This is a genomic window from Streptococcus sp. 2021WUSS109 (assembly GCF_044427305.1).
GTDB lineage: Bacteria > Bacillota > Bacilli > Lactobacillales > Streptococcaceae > Streptococcus > Streptococcus suis.
In genome coordinates this window covers 81,420-100,168 of the sequence record NZ_JAOTGF010000007.1, presented here as the reverse complement: position 1 = coordinate 100,168, position 18,749 = coordinate 81,420, and the positions used below count along the sequence as shown (strand labels likewise).

Genomic DNA, 18,749 nt, shown 5'->3' with positions numbered 1-18,749 from the left:
TGGCTAAGAAATTAGTCCAAGATAGTAGAAGCAGAAAGAAAAACACAGACAGTTCGGCTGAATTTCATCAGAATCAGCTTGAATCTATCTGTGTTTTTTATTTACTGGCTAGTTTTTGCCCAGTCTCTTTTTGTTCTATTGTTGCAAACGTTTTCGTTGTGGGGTATAATATAAAAAATGCTGTCTAAAGATTAGGAGAAAGACATGAAAAGTTACAAAAACTATATCTTCGATTTTTATGGTACATTGGTTGATATTCGTACAGATGAGAATAAACTAGAGGTCTGGAATCAGCTAACACAGATTTACAATGCTTTTGGTTGTTCCTATCGGCCGCGCCAGTTGAAAAATGCCTATCATCGTTTTGTAGAAGAGGCGGAGAGATCTCTCGCGGAAACAGTGAGTTATCAGTATGTCGAAATTGATTTAGAAACAATCTTCATTCGTCTATTAATGGATGCACCAAATGAAAACCAAAGTACCAATAAGCCGACTGATTTAGAGACTTTTGGGCAAGTAGTAGCCACGATTTTCCGCGTGCTTTCACGTGAAAAGTTAGAGGCTTATGAAAATACCCTAACTAGTCTACAGACATTAAAAGATAGAGAAGCGCGATTATTTATTCTCTCCAATGCTCAACGAATTTTTACTCAGGCAGAAATTGAACAGACAGGTTGTGCTGATTTGATGGAAAAAATTTATATCTCTTCTGACTTTAAGATGAAGAAGCCTGAACCGGCATTTCTTCAACTGGTTTTAGAGGAAAATAATCTTGATGTTGAGGAAACGGTTATGGTTGGTAATGATTTGACATCCGATATAGCTATTGCTCATGAATTGGGAATGGATTCCATTTTGCTGAATACTTTCCCGTATAGTCAGGAAGAAATCGACTCTTATAGGAGACTTGGTTGGAATTTTGAGGTTGTTGGAGATATAGCGGAGCTATTGTAAATAAGCGATAGAACAGTAAAGAATATACATAAAATATATTATGTAAAAAGGTGAAACTACTTTCATTTCAATGAAGGTAGTTTTGTCTTTTCTAGCCATTTTCTGGTATACTAGATAGGTATAAAATTTAGAAAGGTTCTGTTTTGGGGTATTCCCAAACAGTAGTCAGATATTCTGGCTAGAGGTATTAGTTTCATGTCTCAAACCCACATTAACGTTATCGGAGCCGGCTTGGCTGGCTCAGAAGCTGCTTATCAGATTGCCAAACGTGGCATTCCTGTCAAACTCTACGAGATGCGTGGTGTCAAGCCGACTCCTCAGCACAAGACGGACAAGTTTGCTGAGTTGGTTTGTTCCAATTCATTCCGTGGTGATAGTTTGACCAACGCTGTCGGCCTTCTTAAGGAAGAGATGCGTCGTTTGGATTCCATTATCATGCGAGCTGGTGAAGCCCACCGTGTGCCTGCTGGGGGTGCCATGGCCATGGACCGTGAGAATTTCTCTCAAGCGGTTACTGATGAGATTCACAACCACCCACTGATTGAGGTCATTCGTGGCGAGATTACAGAGATTCCTGACGATGCTATCACAGTTATCGCGACGGGACCTTTGACATCTGACGCCTTGGCGGAGAAGATTCACGCGCTTAATGGTGGTGACGGTTTTTACTTCTACGATGCGGCAGCACCGATTGTCGACAGCTCGACCATTAACATGGACTTGGTTTATCTTAAGTCCCGTTACGACAAGGGAGAGGCTGCCTATCTCAATGCTCCGATGAACAAGGAGCAGTTCAACGCTTTCTATGAAGCTTTGATTTCAGCTGAGGAAGCACCGCTTAACTCCTTTGAAAAAGAAAAATACTTTGAAGGCTGTATGCCCATTGAGGTCATGGCCAAACGTGGTATCAAAACCATGCTCTATGGCCCAATGAAGCCAGTTGGTCTGGAATATCCAGAAGATTACAAGGGACCACGTGATGGCGAATACAAGACACCTTACGCAGTTGTCCAGCTCCGTCAGGATAACGCAGCAGGTAGCCTTTACAATATTGTTGGCTTCCAGACTCACCTTAAGTGGGGCGAGCAGAAGCGGGTCTTCCAGATGATTCCAGGACTCGAAAATGCTGAGTTTGTCCGCTACGGCGTTATGCACCGCAATTCCTACATGGATTCGCCAAACTTATTGGAACAGACCTTTGCGACCAAGAAAAATCCAAATCTTTTCTTTGCAGGTCAAATGACAGGAGTAGAAGGCTATGTCGAGTCTGCCGCCTCTGGCTTAGTGGCTGGTATCAACGCTGTTCGCCGCTTCCGTGGCGAAGAGCCGGTCATCTTCCCGCAAACAACAGCCATCGGAGCTCTGCCATTCTACATCACCCACACCGAAAGCAAGCACTTCCAGCCTATGAATGTCAACTTTGGCATCATCAAGGAGCTGGATGGCCCACGTATCCGCGATAAGAAGGAGCGTTATGAGGCAATAGCAGAGCGTTCCCTCAAGGACTTGGAAGAGTTTTTGGCTTACTAAGATAATCAACTATCTCCAGACACCTTCGGGTGTCTTTTGTGTTATACTGGGATTAGAAAAGCGGAGGAGAAATACGATGCACCACGATACTTGGAAGGGAATTATTCTGCAGAAACAAGGTCTGTTGAAACCCCAGTCTGTTCAGCAAATCTGCCAAAATCTCAATGGTTTGCAGGCTCAGTTTCAGCCCTATGTTCATGTCGGATTTCGTAACCGTATGACAGCGGAGGATTTTCATGAGGGTAGCTGGCAGGAGGAACTGACTCGTCAGTGGTCCATTCGGCGAACGGTTCATGCCTATCTCAAGTCGGAAATTCCTCTCTATATCCACGAGGGGCGGCTGGCCAGCACCGATTACCTCAAGACAGAAGGACGGGACGGTTTTAGTCCTCAGACCAAGCAGAAATATCACCAGCTGATTTTAGAAGCCCTTGAACAAGGTCCCATGACCCGTGAGGAACTCAAGGCCCTTTGCCGTGGGGAAAAGATGACACAGGAAGAGGAGAAACTGGTCTTTAATGCCTGGGGCGGTCTCTTTCGCTACATGGTCGAGCGTGGAGAAGTCTATCAAGAATATGGTGCCAAGCGTTTTCATCGTCTGACAGACTTTCAGCCACTTTCTCGGGAAAAAGCAGAGCTGGAAATCGCTCGACGGTATTTTACAGGTTTTGGGCCAGTCAGTTTAGCGGATGCTCGTTATTATTTCAAGGAAAATAAATCTACGGTCCTAAAATGGATGGAGCAATTAGATTTAAAAAACGTTGAGGTAGCAGGTGAAGAACGCTTTTATCTGGGAGAATTAGAAGAAGCAGAACTCCCTGACTGCCTCTTCGTTGCAGGATTTGACCAACTTTTGCTAGGCTATGAAAAGAAAGCTAATCCCTTTTTTAATCCTGAATACATCCGTAATATCTATACTTTGACGGGTATTGTCAAACCTGTTGTCTTTTATAAAGGGCGATTTGTGGCAACCTGGAAACGAGATAAAGGTACCATTTTGCTAGATATTTTTGAAGACATCACACAACAAGAAGAAAAAGAATTAGATCATTACCGCCAAATGTATGAGAAAACTCTGTGATATTGACTAACTATGTTCGGAAAATCCGAAAATTGCAAATAAATAACTAAATTTTCTGAATATTCCAGAAAAACTATGATATAATACTTAAAATACGTAAGGAAGAGATAGATATGAATAAGTCTTACTTTTATTTGGACATGAGAACTCATGAATTAGATGTACCATTTACAGGAAGAAAACGTCGAGTCCGTGTTTTATTGCCGAAAGGATATGCTGAAAATACAGAAGAGACCTATCCCGTTGTTTATTTCCACGATGGGCAAAATGTACTCTACAGTAAGGAAGCTTTTTCAGGTCATTCATGGAAAGTCATCCCAACTATTAAGCGTAATCCAGACATTGCAAAAATGATCGTAGTGGCTATTGATAACGATGGTGCTGATCGCATGCATGAATATGCTGCTTGGAAGTTTAGTGAGATGGGGATTCCTGGGGTGCAGTTCGGTGGTAAGGGAACCTTGTATGCTGAATTTGTCATGGATGTCGTCAAACCATTTATTGATCAAGAATACCGGACAAAATCTGATAAAGTTCACACTGCAATGATTGGCTCATCCTTGGGAGGCAATATCACCCAGTTTATGGGATTGGCTTATCAGAACCAGATTGGCTGTCTAGGAGTATTTTCATCTGCCAACTGGCTTCATCAAGATGCTTTCGACCGTTATATTGAACGTCAACAATTAGACTCAGAGCAACGAGTCTACATCTACGTTGGGACAGAAGAAGCAGATGATACAGATAAAACATTGATGGCAGGAAATATCAAGCAGGCCTATATCAATTCTTCATTGACTTACTATCGTCAATTGATCGCTGGCGGAGTGGATTTGGACAATATCGCCTTGGAAGTCGTTTCAGGTGCGGTCCATAATGAAGAGGCTTGGGCGCTCTATTTGCCAGCTTGCCTACGATTCCTAAGCGAACATTGGTCATAAAACAAAAATATACAAATAGGAGGCTTTACTATGCACGTTGAATTTTTAAGTCATTGGTCTGGAAATCTTGGCCGAGAAATGAATCTAAATCGTTATGGTCACGCAGGGATTCCTGTTGTCGTATTTGCTTCATCAGGTGGTTCGTACAATGAATATGCTGATTTTGGTATGATTGAAGCTTGTCGTGGCTCTATCGAGGCCGGTCAGGTCCAATTTTTTACTCTAACTAGCTACGATAGTGAAAGCTGGTTGGCAGACTGGAAATCCATTCATGATAAGGCAGAGGCTCACCGCGCCTACGAGCGGTATGTGATTGAAGAAGCGATTCCCTTTATCAAACATAAAACTGGTTGGTTTGATGGGATGATGACAACTGGTTGCTCAATGGGGGCCTACCACGCGCTCAACTTCTTCCTCCAGCATCCAGATGTTTTCACAAAAGTTATCGCCCTTTCAGGTGTCTATGATGCTCGATTCTTCAACAACAACCATGATTATGGTCATGATGATGCGGTCTATCAAAACTCACCGTCTGATTACATCTGGAACCAGAATGATGGTTGGTTTATTGACAAATACCGTCAAGCAGATATTATCGTCTGCACAGGTTTGGGCGATTGGGAACAAGATGGTCTGGACTCATTCTACAACCTAAAACGTGCCTTTGAAGAGAAGAATATCCCAGCTTGGTTTGATACTTGGGGGACAGATGTGGCCCACGACTGGGTGTGGTGGAGAAAGCAAATGCCATTCTTCCTTCATTCTATCGGACTATAAGCTAGAAAGGACTACCTATGAATTATCTCGTTATTTCACCTTTTTATCCAGAAAATTTTCAACCGTTCACCATTGAATTAGCTAAAAAAGAAGGCGTTACGGTTCTAGGTATCGGGCAAGAACCTTACGATCAATTGCCCGAAGAACTTCGTAATGCCTTAACAGAATACTTCCGTGTTGAGAATCTTGAAAACTTGGATGAAGTCAAGCGTGCAGCAGCCTTTCTTATTTACAAGCATGGTCCAATTGACCGTGTAGAATCCCACAATGAACATTGGCTTGAAAACGATGCAGCCCTCCGTGAACAATTCAACATTTTTGGTGCTAAGCCTAAACACCTGAAAAAGACCAAATTTAAGTCTGAAATGAAAAAATATTTCAAAAAAGCAGGTATTCCAGTCGTTCCAGGTGTGGTTGTTAAATCGGAACGCGATTTTGGCAGAGCTTTGAAGAATGTTGGATTTCCAATGATTGCCAAGCCTGACAATGGTGTTGGAGCATCCGGTACCTTCAAAATCGAAAATAAAGAAGATTTTGATCGGTTTGTGGAGACATGGGATGGAGCAACTATTTATTTCCTCGAAAAATTTGTCAACTCAAGCATTATCACAACCTACGATGGATTGGTGGACAGCAAGGGAAATGTTGTTTTCGAAACAGGTTTAACCTATGTTCATACTCCTCTGGAACTGATGTTGTCTAGAAAGGACAATGCTTACTTCATCGAAAAAGAACTAGATCCAAAATTAGTAAAATATGGTCGAGCGATTATCAAAGCCTTCGGTATGAAAGAGCGTTTCTTCCATATTGAATTTTTTAAGGATGGTAAAGATTATATTGCTATTGAATACAATAACCGTATGGCTGGTGGCTTCACTGTAGAAGCTTACAACTATGCGCATTCGATTGACCTTTTCCGTGATTATGCCAATGTAGTGACAGGTGGAACAGTTGAGGAACGTAGATTTGAACCTCAATACTGCTTAGTAGCAACTCGCCGAGATACGACCGAATATGTTTACACAGCAGATGACATCCATCAACGATTTGCTGGCAAGATTAAGACTGTCAAACGCATGCCAGATGCCTTTGCAGAGCTACAAGGGAATGATGCTTATCTTCTCGTGACTGAGAGCAAGGAAGAATTAGACGACATGATTGCCTTTATCGGGGAAACAAAATAGACTAGATTGAAAGATGCCAGAATGGTGTCTTTTTTTGCTTTCCTTACAAAGCTGTAAGTTTTTTAATCAGAACTGTAAGAGAGTACAGGAGGAATATTTTCTATAATAGACTCATAAGAAAGAGAAAGAAGGAAATCACATGTCATTCAAATTTTTACAAGCAAAGAGAATCGAAGAAAAGGTATTCTCAGAAAAAGAAAAGTCTGAACTCTTGGAACAAGCCGTATTCTTAGAAGAGCTCGCCCATGATTTGCAAAGTATAAGATTTATGGCATACTAGAGGGAGGAAACTATGAAAAAGAAAGTATTTGGCTTGCTGGCTTTGGGCAGTATAATGCTAACCGCTTGTTCTTCCTCTTCAGCAAGCCTTAGCTTTGATGAGGGCTATCAAACTTTCCATTACAAGGGAAAAGACTATGCTGTTAGCAAACAGGAAGTAGCCGAAGATGGTATTCAAGGAACAGAAGTTAAGTTTATGGAATGGCCTGTTGTCAAAGAAGAGGGTTCAGTGAAAAAAACAGTGTCCTTGAATAATCTCTATGTAACATCCAGCAATGACTGGGCCATCGGTGTCCAGGATGGTTATTATAAGGTGGATTTAGAAGATAATATTGCTGAATCAGACCGAATCGACTATCAAGCATTACTTGATACAGTTGATTTATCCAAAGAAAACAATTAGGAGTTTGTATGTTATTAGAAATCAATCATTTAGAAAAAGTTTACCGCACGCGCTTTTCAAAAGAGGAAACTCGTGCCTTGCAAGATGTGGATTTTAAGGTAGAAGAGGGCGAGTTTATCGCTATCATGGGGGAAAGTGGCTCTGGTAAGACGACTTTGCTCAACATTCTAGCAACCCTGGATAAGCCGACGAGGGGCTCTGTTATCTTAAACAATCAGGATATTACGAAAATCAAGGAAAGCAAGCTGGCAGATTTCCGTTTGCGTAACCTAGGCTTTGTCTTCCAAGATTTTAATCTCTTGGACACCCTGTCCATCCAAGACAATATCTTTTTACCTCTGGTATTGGCACGTACCAGCTATGAGGAAATGGAAAAACGGTTGAAAGTTTTGGCACCAAAACTGCGGATTCAAGATTTGCTGAAAAAACGTCCTTTTGAACTATCTGGTGGACAAAAGCAGCGCGTGGCCATTGCCCGTAGTTTGATTACCCAGCCACAGATTGTCCTAGCAGACGAACCGACGGCGGCTCTAGATTATCGCAATTCAGAGGACTTGCTGAATTTGTTTGAAGAGATTAACCGTGACGGCCAAACCATTCTCATGGTGACTCACTCAGCCAACGCAGCTAGTCATGCTAAGCGAGTACTCTTTATCAAGGACGGGCGGATTTTCCACCAATTGTACAAGGCAGGTAAGAGCAATCAAGACTTTGCCAAGGAAATTTCGCTCAATATGTCTGCACTTTTAGGGGGTGAGTAGATGTTTTACCTCAAACTTGCTGGGCAAAATATCCGAAAATCCATGGGTGTTTTTGCTCCATTCGTTTTAGCCAGTCTTGTGCTATTTACTCTGATTTGTTCCATGTTCTTACTCATGCTGAGTCCAGTTATGAAGACCATGGGCTCTGGTGCCGTTTCTATCGGTCTTGGTGTTGTTGTTCTGACCATTTTCTCGGTCATTATGGAGATTTATAGTTTTAATTTCCTGATGAAACAACGGGCGAGGGAATTTGGTCTCTATAACATGCTGGGGATGAACAAGAAAAAAGTAGCCTTGATAGCCAGCCTAGAATTGATGATGATATTCTTACTGGTTGTGGTTCTTGGTTCTGTCTTAGCTGGTGTGTTTGCAAATGTTCTCTACTTGATTTTTGTCAATCTAACAAATTATAGTGATTTGCATTTTGGAATAGCTCCTCTGGCATTTGCCATGACCGCCTTTCTCTTTGCAGGTATCTTCTTTATCTTGGAATTACTGGCTATTCGGACTATTGGCAAGACCAGTCCACTGATTTTGTTTCGAGCTAGTGAAAAGGGTGAGAAGGAGCCACGTGGGAATCTCCTCTTGGCTGCTCTCGGTGTCATTAGCCTAGGCGTTGGCTACTACCTATCGCTTTCATCGAAAGCAGCAGGGGTGGCTGTCATCATTCGTTTCTTCATCGCTGTGCTCTTTGTCATCGCGGGGACCTACTTGTTCTACATCAGCTTTATGACTTGGTATTTGAAGGCTCGTCGGAAAAACAAACGCTATTTTTACACACCAGAGCATTTCATTACCACGTCGCAGATGATTTTCCGTATGAAACAGCATGCAACTGGTTTGGCAAATATTACCCTCTTAGCAGTCATGGCCTTTGTGACCATTGCAACAACGACTTCACTTTATACTGGCATGTCAAGCATGACAAGTGGTCTTTATCCAAAGGAAACATCTATTACCTACAAAGTTGCGGATAGAAGTCAGGGTGAAAGTGCCTATCAGCAATCGGTGCTCAGCCATTTTCCAGAAAAAGCGGAAGATAGTCTGTCCTACCTGACCTACCAAGCTGGTCTGGTCTATGACGGTGGGAAGGAGATTGTCATTAGTCCAGAAACCATTGCCAATCCAGACTTTAGCAAAATAGCCTTTACCTACTTCGTCACCCAAGATGATTTCCGGAAGTTGGGCAATGACCTGCCAGAGCTGGCTGCCAATCAAGTTGCCTTTATCCGTCCAAGTGAAATGCCGTTGCTAGAGAAAGTCACTTTGGGAGATAGTACTTTCGAGAATGTAGTAAATCTTGACCAGGCTATTTTCCCAGACATCACCAATACGCTAAATGCCGCCGTTATGGTAGTCAGTGATGACACTGTGTTGGATGCTGTACGTGAGTATTACGAATCCAATAATCCGCAAGGCTCTCTTGTTAGTCTAGACTACCGTGTCTTTACTGACTTGACTGATGAAGAAGTAGCAAAAGTTGGTGAACAGGCAGGTGATACCTATAATATCAGCGATGCTAATGGAGAATCTTTTGGTTACGCCATGCAGAAAACAGATTTCAATAATATGCTCATGGGCCTCAGAGGCGGTTTCCTCTTTACAGGTTTCTTGCTGGGAATTAGTTTCTTGCTGGGTGCTGCCTTGATTATCTACTACAAGCAGTATTCGGAAGGGCATGAGGACAAGAAATCCTACAAGATTTTACAGGAAGTGGGCATGAGTGCAGCAGCGGTCAAAAAGACCATTAACTCGCAAACACTTACGGTCTTCTTTATGCCACTAGCTATGGCGACCTTGCATTTCGTGATTTCTCTTGTTATGCTTAAGCAAATGCTATTGACCCTTGGTGTCACCTCTTCGCTTATGATTTATACCGTCAGCGGAATTACCCTACTGGCAGTCGCTCTGATTTACTTTGTCATTTACAAGTGGACTAGTCGCACCTATTACCGCATTATTGAACGGTAGAAGAAGTCTCGCCTTGTGCGAGATTTCTTGCATTTTCAGGGAAATGGTGTTACAATGGTAATACCAAAGGAATACTATAAGAGGTAAGAAAATGGCAGCTATTACATTGAAAGTTTCTGAGCAGGACAAGCTCTTTATGCAGGCTATGGCAAAGTTTGAAGGTGTCAGTTTGTCAGAACTCATTCGGACTAAAACCCTTGAAGCCCTTGAAGATGAGTATGATGCGCGTGTGGCAGACATTGCTTGGGCAGAATACCAAGAAGACTTGGCGAATGGAATTGAGCCGATAACATTAGAACAAATGGCTGAGGAGTTGGGCATTGAGTTATAAGGTTATTTTGTCTGCTAAGGCTCAAAAACAAATTCGAAAGATGGATAAAACTGTTGCAAGTTTGATTTTGCGGTATCTTTACAAGCATATTGACGGGTGCGACAACCCTAGACAATACGGAAAAGCCTTAACTTCCAATCGTTCTGGCCAATGGCGCTATCGTATCGGAAATTACAGGGTGATCGTCAGTATTGAAGATGACAAATTGATTGTAACGGCCCTTGAAGTCGGGCATCGGAAAGAAATATATAAATAGAAAGCCAAGACCTGTGTCCTGGCTTTTGTAGAATGAAGATGATGAAAAAAGAAAAGATTTATATTGTTGAAGATGATGAGATGATTGTCCAACTCTTGAAGCAGCACCTAGGCAAATCGTATCAGGTAGAAAGTGTTCAGAATTTTCGATCTGTCAGTCAGGAAGTGGCGGAAATCAAACCTGACTTGGTGCTGATGGACATTAGCCTACCCTATTACAACGGCTTTTACTGGACGACGGAAATCCGTAAAACCATGACCATGCCCATTATCTTTATCTCCTCTAGCGATGATGAGATGAATGCAGTCATGGCCATGAATATGGGTGGCGATGATTTTGTGTCCAAACCCTTTTCACTGGGAATTTTGGATGCCAAAATCGGTGCCTTCTTGCGTCGGGTCAATCAATTCAACAAATCAACTGACTTGTCTATCGATCAATTCCAGCTTAGTTTGGACGGGCGATTCTCAAGCGAATTGGAGCAGGTTCAATTGTCTCCTACAGAAACCAAGATTTTGTCCGCCTTACTAGAACGACAAGGGCAGATTGTCAGTAAGGAAGAACTCTTGGAAAAACTCTGGGAGAATGAAGAATTTATCGACCAGAATACCCTCAATGTGAACATGACTAGACTGCGTAAGAAGGTGAGTGAAGTTGGTTTTGACCGTATTCATACTGTTCGTGGCGTGGGGTACCTGGTCAAATGATAGCAAAATTTATCCGAGAATACCGTAGTTTTTATTTTGCTTATCTGGTCTTGGCTGGTAGTTTTATCTTGCTCTTTTTACTTTACAAACTGCCCTCCGAATTCCTGCAAAACGCTCTGCTATTGTCCCTAACCCTCTTGATCCTTCTGACTGTAGGGCTTTTCTGGAAGTTTCGCAACCGCATGAGAGCCTTGGAAGACTACGTTCATGAAGAAGCTCTGCCCCTGCTTAATAAGCCTGTGGACCTTGCCTATCTCAACTTGATTGAAGCGGAGAAGGAGTCGACGCGGGAGCAACTCTTGGATTATAAGTCGCGGGAAGAGGACCTACAAGCCATGGTCAAAATGTGGTCTCACCAGATGAAAGTGCCTTTGGCTGCCCTGTCTTTGATGAGCCAGACTGACAATCTCAACCAGCAGGATGTCAATCACCAGCTCTTACGCTTGGACAATTACATGGCTAATCTGCTCAATTACCTCAAACTGACTAACCATGCCAGCGATTTTCGATTTGAGCAGGTGGAAGTGAGAGAAGTGGTTGTGGATTTGGTCAAAAAATACCGCAATCAGTTCTTGCAAAAAGACATTTCAGTGAGCATCAATGGAAATTGGTTACTGAAAACTGACAGAAAGTGGCTCAGTTTTGCCCTATCACAGATTATCGACAATGCCCTCAAGTACAATAAGACTGGTGGTAAGGTAGCCGTTGAACTGAATAAGGGAATTTCCATTTCCGATACGGGAATTGGAATTCTGGCAGAAGACATTCCACGCCTGTTTGACGAAGGTTTTACAGGTTTTAATGGCCGTGAACACCAAAAAGCGACAGGTTTTGGCTTGTATCTGACCAAGCGGGTCTTGAATCAGTTGGAACTAGCTATTTCCGTGGAAAGTCAATTGGAAGCTGGGACAACTGTAAGCATCACTAAAGTACAGTAAAAGCTGTGCTTTTTTTGCTTTGAAACCGCTTCAAAAATATGATATACTAAATTTAGTTTGAATTAGGAGGTTACTATGTCCCACCATCACGTCTTGCAAAATGGATCAGATATTCGTGGCATTGCTATCGCTACAGACGAATATGCTGTCAATCTCACTCCACAAGCCACCAAGGAAGTGGCTCGCGGACTTATTCATTGGCTAACTCAGAAGCCAGAACTGGCACAGGCCTATCAAAAAGGCCAATTGACCATCGGTATCGGTCGAGACAGCCGTCTCAGCGGTCCAGACTTGGTCGCAGCCTTTACAGAAGAAGCCGTTCGTCTGGGGGTTCAGCTGATTGACTTTGGCATGGCAACCACGCCAGCTCTCTTCATGAGCACCCAGTATCCTCAGTTCAAGTGCCACGCTGGTGTCATGATCACTGCCAGCCACCTGCCTTATTACTTCAACGGCATTAAGATTTTTTCGGAAAATGGCGGAGCAGAGCACGAAGATATTGACTTCATCCTCTCGCATAGTGAAGACTTGCCAGCTTCTTCCCTTGGAAGTGTCACCAGTGCAGACCTGATGACGCCTTACTCCCAAGACCTCGTAGGCAAAATTCGCTCAGCCTGTGACGGACAAGAAAAACCACTTGCCAATCTCAACATCATCGTCGATGCTGGAAACGGCGCGGGTGGATTCTTTGCTGAGAAAGTGTTGGCAGAATTGGGAGCAGATACCACAGGTTCACAATTTCTAGACCCAGACGGAACTTTCCCAAATCACGTTCCAAACCCAGATAACAAGGAAGCCATGGAAAGCATTCGTCAGGCTGTCTTGAAGCAAGGTGCAGACCTAGGCATTATCTTTGATACCGACGTTGACCGTGCCGCCCTGGTCACCAAGTCAGGAGAAATTCTCAATCGTAACAACCTGATTGCCGTTCTCAGCCAGATTACTTTGGCGGAACACCCAGGAACCAGCATTGTGACCAATTCTCCAACAACTGAACACCTGAAAGTCTTTATAGAAAGCCTGGGCGGCAAACAAATTCGCTATATTTCAGGCTATCGCAATGTGATTAACCGTGCTATTTTAGCTAACCAAGAAGGAGTTGACTGCCAGTTGGCTATCGAAACCTCTGGACATGCTGCCTTTAAGGAAAATTACTTCCTCGATGACGGAACCTATGTAGCGGCCAAGATTCTCATGCTCTTACCAAAACTGCAAGCGGAAGGCAAGTCCTTGGACGACTTGATTGCCCAGCTTAAACAACCGCTGGAAACCCAAGAAGTGCGGTTCAAATTAGAAGTGGCAGACTATCGAGCACTGGGTGAACAGGTCATTGCTGAACTCCGCCAAACCAGCCTCGAAGGCTTTGCTTTTAACCCAGAAAACGAAGAAGGAGTGCGGTTTGACCTGACTGAGCCTTATGGTGACGGCTGGCTCTTGCTCCGTATGAGCCTCCACGAGCCACTCTTGGTCTTGCAGGTGGAGAATGACCAGACTGGACACATACCTGCCGTTTTACGAACTCTCTCAGCCTTTTTGGACCAGTACCCAGCTGTCAATCAGGAAAAATTGAAAGCATTGCTATAATTGAAAACACGAGTAAGTTTGAGCTTACTCGTGTTGTTTTACATAATTAATTTTACGTAAAATTATAATTTATCCAGAGCATTTTTTTGCTCATCGTTGACGATATGGGTATAGAGGTCGGTGACCTGAGTATTGGCATGACCCAGTTGATGACTGACCAGAACTTGCGACTTGGTGGCGTCGTAGAGACGAGTTGCCAATGTGTGACGGAGTTTGTGGGGGGTTACGCGTATCTTGAAGTCCGCAGAGTACTTGGCAACCATTTTTTCAATAGAAGAAGCATCGATACGATTGGGTAGACCACGGTATTCGGACAGGAAGAAGGCTGTATCCGTTTTTTCAGCCTTGTAGCGTTGCTGACGGATGCTCATGTAGGCTTCCAGATAGGGCTTAGCAAAACCAGCCACATTGACCGAGTCCCGTTTATCACCCTTACGAGTTACTTCGATAATCATCATATTGAGGTTTACATCTCGAAGATCCAAATTCACCGCTTCTGACAGACGGACGCCAGAAGCCAAGAGAAGCGCCAGAATCGCCAAATCCCGCTCCTTATTTTTCTGGAAGGAGGAGAGGGCACGTTTAGAGAGAGTGACTTGGTATTCCTTGTCCACATAGTTCAAGAATTCCATCGTTTCATCGCCCAAAAAGAGCTTTTGCTTGATGTTCTCCGCCCGCGCTGCCAAGGTTTCCTTCTTCTTCTTAGTAGACACCTTTTTCATGACATTGCGGTAGAAGTAGGGCTCGCCCTGCTCATTTTCCACTTCTTCGGTTAAATACTTGAAGAGACTAGAAAGGGCCGAGAGGGTACGGTTAATGGTGGTCTGCGACACACCGTTCTGCGTGGTATTGGCGTTCAGCAGCGGACGCTCCCGCAGATAAAGAATAAAGGCCTCCATATCTTTTTTTGTCAAATGTTCCAGAACATCCAGCGGAATGTCAGCAATCCGCTCAACAGTGACCAAATCCGAATCCTGTAGCCACTCAAAAAAACGACGGTATTCTTTCAAGTATTCATATAAGGTTGTAAAACTATAAGGGACCGCCAACTTGGACTGATAATATTCCAGAACAAACCAAGGCATAATTTCTTTTAGTTGATCAATTTTTTCCAATAATAACTCGCGTCTCATCATTTTCTCCTGATTTTTGCTATATGAGTAGTATAGCATAACCTTATATAAGTTTCAAGAAAATTATAGTTTTTCGGAAAGATGTTTATAGGGATATCAGAGGGATAACCAAAAAAATTTTTAGCTATTTTTTCCAAAAATCTACATTATTTCACGGTAAACTCACTGAGCATTAGAATCTCCTTTGCAATCTCTTCTGGCTTCAAACAGTCTGTGTTTAACCTTTGCCCCGGAATGTGACTTTCAAAAGCTTTTAAACAAACATCAAGATGTCTCTTGGCCCAGATGTTGTCTTCATTGACTCGATTATCTAAACGTTCTAAAATGGTTGTTTTGTCAGCTAACAAAATATAATGTTCCAAAGGAATCTTATCCTCTATCAGCCGCTGAATAATCTCCTGATAATATTCTTTCTTATAGATTGTCATGGGAATAATAATAATCTTATCAGTTTTAGTCGCTAAATCAAATACTATTTTATAAGTACTCTGTCGCCAAACGGAATAATCTTGAAAATTTTCAGGACATACAGTCTTAGGTAATTGATGTTGTAAGAAATCACCTAGTAACTCGGGATCATAGAGATATGAGTTTTCTATTCGTTTGTGTAATATATTTGCTAAAGTAGTCTTTCCGACACCGAATGGGCCATTTAACCAAATAATCATATAGTATTCCTTTCTATTTTTATAAAAAAGTTTACATAATTTATTTTGTGTAAACTTTTTTTCTTTTATAAAATCAATAAAACGTACAATACTAGGACACTAATGATACTAAATAGCGAACCAATTAAATAGTATTCAGCAAAGGCTTGGCTTTTGGATATTTTATCATAGCGTGCGATGGACTTTGCTGTAAATACCAGTCCGATAGCTGTGTATTGCCCCAGAAGTAGAAACATTCCCATTATGAGGCGCTCCAATTGGCCAATCAATGCTCCTGCACCTGTCACAGTCTGCTCTTCTTCTCCTTCTGTTACCTGATATTTGCTAAAGTAGAGTTTAAAAAGAATATTGACGGGCTTGCTGATTAGGAGGATAAAAAGGATTTGCAGGAGGAGATAATTTGGTTCAATCCAGAGTGAGTGTGAAGCGACATTAACACCGATAATGTGATAAAGAACGATGATAGAGATGATATGTAGCAATTGATCAGCTAGGAATGCTCCAGCTTCCCAGGAGTCCTTTATCCAATGGTGTTTGTTGAGAAAATATTTGACATAGTCAATCGCAAGATGGCTCAGCCAAACTTGAAAAAATAAATCTCCGTTTTGAACGGGGGTAAGTAAGGCTAGAATAAGAAGAGGGAGAGAAACAATGAGAAGGTGCATGAAAAGAGCTTTCAAATGCAGTTTTTTAGCATCCGCCAGTGCTTGACTTTGGAAGGTGAAATCACTTAAAAAGTGGGCAATAAGCAAGGCGGTTAAAACTGGATGTTGAATAAGATAGCTAGAAATAACTAAAAATGACATGCTTTATCCTTCTTTCTGACTGATCTGGAGAATCAAATTCATGGCAGTTTGACGATTACGCAGGTAGAGTTTGATTCCGCTGGATTTCAAACGTTTGGTAAAGGCGCTTTGACTGAGTTTCATTTTCTCAGCAATTGGTTTTTGTGTGAAATCTTCTTGATAGATTTTTCTGGAGATTAAGGTCTCAAACAGATCCGTTTGCGAACGATTCCAGGCAGCTTTGATGAAATCACTAGAAGTTAGCAAGGGGTTAATCACACGATCGATTTGCTTGTATTCAGATGAAAATGCAATTTTGCTGGTGCCATAGTCATGGTTGTCATGAATGAAGTCAATAGCCTTGCGTGCTTCCCAATAAGCTGGACCATCTGCTCCAATACTTAGCTTGGGATCGATAGCTGTCAGAATCTCACCCAAACCAATTCCAAATCGAATCTCCACCTCATCACGAAAGGCTAATTGGATTTGGTCAATCATCAAAAAAATATAAGGGTTAGGCTTGCATAAGGCTTGAAATTCATCTCCCTTTGTAATGGTAAATGGCGATGCGAAGTCCTGAGCGAAGGAATGATTGATTCTATTCAGCTGCTGTTTTAGCCGCTCTTGAATACTAGAGCGGTTGGAAGTTTGTTTTGAATTGACAATATCTCCTATTATTGCGATATAATTCATAACTTGTCCTCTGATTTCTATTATATTTCTATTATAACGGACATTATAAAGATTGTCCACCAAAAAGGACATTTTTGATTATTTCCGTTATAATGGAAAGTTTGTGAGTTCAAAAAACATTTTTTCTGCTTTGCTACTTCTATTTTATATTGCTGTATCTTATTTCTTCGAATAAAAAGTAAAAAAGAAGAGATTATTTTCTCTTCTTTTTGGCTTTCTTGATTTTATTGGCTTGGCGCTTCATGGCTTGTTTCATAGCAAATTCACCAATTTTACCTTTCAAACCGCCTCCAAACATTTGGGACATGTCTGGCATACCAGCCCCGCCCATCAGTTGGCTCATATCAGGCATGCCTGCACCGCCCATCATATCTTCAAGAGCAGACATATCCATGCCGTTCATGTTTGGCATGTTTTTAGGGAGATTATTTGGGTTGATTCCCATTTGCTTCATCATTTTATTCATGTCGCCTGACATGACACCCTGCATCATGGTTTTCGCTTGGTTGAAATCCTTAATAAATTTATTGACTTCGACAAAGCTATTTCCAGAACCGTTAGCAATACGACGACGACGGCTCGGTGTCAACAAATCAGGATTTTCTCGTTCGGCTGGTGTCATAGAAGATACGATAGCTCGTTTTCTTGCAATTTCACGCTCGTCAACTTTCAAGTTGGCAAGGGCTGGGTTACCAGCCATACCTGGAATCATCTTCAGCAGGTCTTCCATTGGTCCCATATTCTGAACTTGGTCCAGCTGATCAATGAAATCGTTGAAATCAAAGGTATTCTCACGCATTTTTTCAGCGAGTTCTAAAGATTTTTTCTCATCGTATTCTTTGCTGGCTTTTTCAATCAAGGTCAGCATGTCACCCATGCCCAAAATACGCGAGGACATACGGTCTGGGTGGAAGGTTTCAATATCTGTGATTTTTTCACCAGTACCGGTGAATTTGATTGGCTGACCAGTAATGTGACGGACAGACAAGGCTGCACCACCACGTGTATCGCCGTCAATCTTGGTCAAAATCACACCAGTAATAGCCAGTTGATCATTGAACTCACGCGCAACGTTGGCAGCTTCCTGACCAATCATAGCATCGACGACCAAGAGGATTTCGTTTGGCTGAGCAAACTCTTTGATTTCTCTCAATTCGGCCATAAGGGCTTGGTCAATCTGCAAACGACCTGCTGTATCGATCAGAACGTAGTCATTATGATTAGCTTTGGCTTGTTCTAAACCTTGGCGTACAATCTCCAGGGCAGGGACTTGATTGCCCAACTCGAATACAGGTACATCAATTTGTTGACCAAGGGTCTTCAACTGGTCAATGGCAGCTGGACGATAAATATCAGCAGCAATCAAGAGTGGACGGGCATTCTCTTCCTGCTTGAGTTTGTTAGCCAACTTACCTGTGAAGGTCGTTTTACCAGCACCCTGCAAACCAGCCATCATAATGATAGTTGGAATTTTTGGTGATTTGATAATTTCTGAAGTTTCAGAACCCAATACAGCCGTCAATTCTTCATCAACGATTTTGATGATTTGTTGAGCAGGGTTCAGAGTATCAATGACTTCATGACCGATAGCACGTTCACGTACTTTCTTGATAAAGTCTTTGACAACTGGCAAGGCAACGTCGGCTTCTAGTAAGGCTAGACGGATTTCCTTGGTTGCTTCCTGAATATCACTCTCAGAAATTTTTCCCTTACGACGCAGATTTTTAAACACATTCTGCAAACGTTCTGTTAAGCTTTCAAAAGCCATATACT

The 18,749-nt window shown here is 42.3% G+C and carries 21 protein-coding genes; 16 read left to right on the top strand and 5 right to left on the bottom strand.

Annotated features, from left to right (window positions below; genetic code table 11):
- From ODU37_RS04175 to ODU37_RS04100, 16 genes are all read left to right on the top strand, one after another.
- Positions 1–188: hypothetical protein (locus ODU37_RS04175; RefSeq protein ID WP_398580426.1), on the top strand; the 188-nt coding region annotated here is incomplete at its 5' end.
- 16 nt (positions 189–204) lie between these two features.
- Positions 205–954 carry an HAD family hydrolase gene (locus tag ODU37_RS04170; protein WP_105095046.1) on the top strand — a complete coding sequence of 250 codons (750 nt, stop codon included), beginning with the start codon at positions 205–207 and terminating at the stop codon, positions 952–954.
- Positions 955–1,149: 195 nt separating this feature from the next.
- A complete protein-coding gene (gene trmFO / locus ODU37_RS04165; RefSeq protein WP_277942551.1) occupies positions 1,150–2,484 on the top strand; it encodes a methylenetetrahydrofolate--tRNA-(uracil(54)-C(5))-methyltransferase (FADH(2)-oxidizing) TrmFO in 1,335 nt (444 codons plus the stop codon).
- Positions 2,485–2,560: 76 nt separating this feature from the next.
- A complete protein-coding gene (locus tag ODU37_RS04160) occupies positions 2,561–3,565 on the top strand; it encodes a winged helix DNA-binding domain-containing protein (RefSeq protein WP_105141183.1) in 1,005 nt (334 codons plus the stop codon).
- Positions 3,566–3,678: 113 nt separating this feature from the next.
- Positions 3,679–4,506: an alpha/beta hydrolase gene (locus tag ODU37_RS04155; RefSeq protein WP_024408890.1), complete on the top strand. Its 828-nt coding sequence runs from the start codon at positions 3,679–3,681 to the stop codon at positions 4,504–4,506.
- A gap of 30 nt (positions 4,507–4,536) precedes the next feature.
- On the top strand, positions 4,537–5,283 hold the full coding sequence (locus ODU37_RS04150; RefSeq protein WP_002935029.1) for an esterase family protein: 747 nt from the start codon (positions 4,537–4,539) through the stop codon (positions 5,281–5,283).
- Positions 5,284–5,300: 17 nt separating this feature from the next.
- Complete coding sequence (locus tag ODU37_RS04145; protein ID WP_105156178.1) at positions 5,301–6,467, top strand: acetyl-CoA carboxylase biotin carboxylase subunit family protein; 1,167 nt, start codon at positions 5,301–5,303, stop codon at positions 6,465–6,467.
- A gap of 139 nt (positions 6,468–6,606) precedes the next feature.
- Complete coding sequence (locus tag ODU37_RS04140) at positions 6,607–6,747, top strand: hypothetical protein (protein ID WP_032504855.1); 141 nt, start codon at positions 6,607–6,609, stop codon at positions 6,745–6,747.
- Between the two features lie 12 nt (positions 6,748–6,759).
- Complete coding sequence (locus tag ODU37_RS04135; protein ID WP_249546810.1) at positions 6,760–7,149, top strand: NisI/SpaI family lantibiotic immunity lipoprotein; 390 nt, start codon at positions 6,760–6,762, stop codon at positions 7,147–7,149.
- A gap of 8 nt (positions 7,150–7,157) precedes the next feature.
- A complete protein-coding gene (locus ODU37_RS04130) occupies positions 7,158–7,910 on the top strand; it encodes an ABC transporter ATP-binding protein (RefSeq protein WP_024385226.1) in 753 nt (250 codons plus the stop codon).
- A complete protein-coding gene (locus tag ODU37_RS04125) occupies positions 7,911–9,881 on the top strand; it encodes an FtsX-like permease family protein (protein ID WP_249546811.1) in 1,971 nt (656 codons plus the stop codon).
- A 91-nt stretch (positions 9,882–9,972) separates the two neighbouring features.
- Positions 9,973–10,212, top strand: coding sequence for a type II toxin-antitoxin system RelB family antitoxin (gene relB, locus ODU37_RS04120; protein WP_015646833.1), 240 nt, complete (start codon positions 9,973–9,975; stop codon positions 10,210–10,212).
- On the top strand, positions 10,202–10,468 hold the full coding sequence (locus ODU37_RS04115) for a type II toxin-antitoxin system RelE/ParE family toxin (RefSeq protein ID WP_249546812.1): 267 nt from the start codon (positions 10,202–10,204) through the stop codon (positions 10,466–10,468). The genes relB and ODU37_RS04115 overlap by 11 nt, the downstream gene beginning before the upstream one ends.
- A 38-nt stretch (positions 10,469–10,506) precedes the next feature.
- The gene (locus tag ODU37_RS04110; RefSeq protein WP_249546813.1) at positions 10,507–11,175 is read left to right on the top strand and encodes a response regulator transcription factor; all 669 of its coding nucleotides are present in this window, start codon (positions 10,507–10,509) and stop codon (positions 11,173–11,175) included.
- Positions 11,172–12,113, top strand: coding sequence for a sensor histidine kinase (locus tag ODU37_RS04105; RefSeq protein WP_249546814.1), 942 nt, complete (start codon positions 11,172–11,174; stop codon positions 12,111–12,113). Before ODU37_RS04110 ends, ODU37_RS04105 begins: the two co-directional genes overlap by 4 nt.
- A gap of 75 nt (positions 12,114–12,188) precedes the next feature.
- A complete protein-coding gene (locus ODU37_RS04100) occupies positions 12,189–13,697 on the top strand; it encodes a phosphomannomutase/phosphoglucomutase (protein ID WP_398580425.1) in 1,509 nt (502 codons plus the stop codon).
- Between the two features lie 62 nt (positions 13,698–13,759).
- On the opposite strand, the gene xerS is transcribed toward ODU37_RS04100, so the two are convergent.
- The 5 genes from xerS to ffh all read right to left on the bottom strand — a co-directional run bounded on the left by xerS (position 13,760) and on the right by ffh (position 18,744).
- Positions 13,760–14,830, bottom strand: a complete 1,071-nt coding sequence (gene xerS / locus ODU37_RS04095) for a tyrosine recombinase XerS (protein ID WP_398580424.1) — start codon at positions 14,828–14,830, stop codon at positions 13,760–13,762.
- A 146-nt stretch (positions 14,831–14,976) separates the two neighbouring features.
- Entirely contained in the window at positions 14,977–15,498 is a 522-nt protein-coding gene (locus ODU37_RS04090; protein ID WP_249562398.1) for an AAA family ATPase, read from the bottom strand.
- A gap of 65 nt (positions 15,499–15,563) precedes the next feature.
- Complete coding sequence (locus ODU37_RS04085; RefSeq protein WP_249562397.1) at positions 15,564–16,304, bottom strand: DUF3307 domain-containing protein; 741 nt, start codon at positions 16,302–16,304, stop codon at positions 15,564–15,566.
- Positions 16,305–16,307: 3 nt separating this feature from the next.
- Positions 16,308–16,976, bottom strand: a complete 669-nt coding sequence (locus tag ODU37_RS04080) for a SatD family protein (RefSeq protein WP_105159210.1) — start codon at positions 16,974–16,976, stop codon at positions 16,308–16,310.
- A 193-nt stretch (positions 16,977–17,169) separates the two neighbouring features.
- A complete protein-coding gene (gene ffh / locus ODU37_RS04075; RefSeq protein ID WP_024395856.1) occupies positions 17,170–18,744 on the bottom strand; it encodes a signal recognition particle protein in 1,575 nt (524 codons plus the stop codon).
- Positions 18,745–18,749 lie beyond the last annotated feature (5 nt).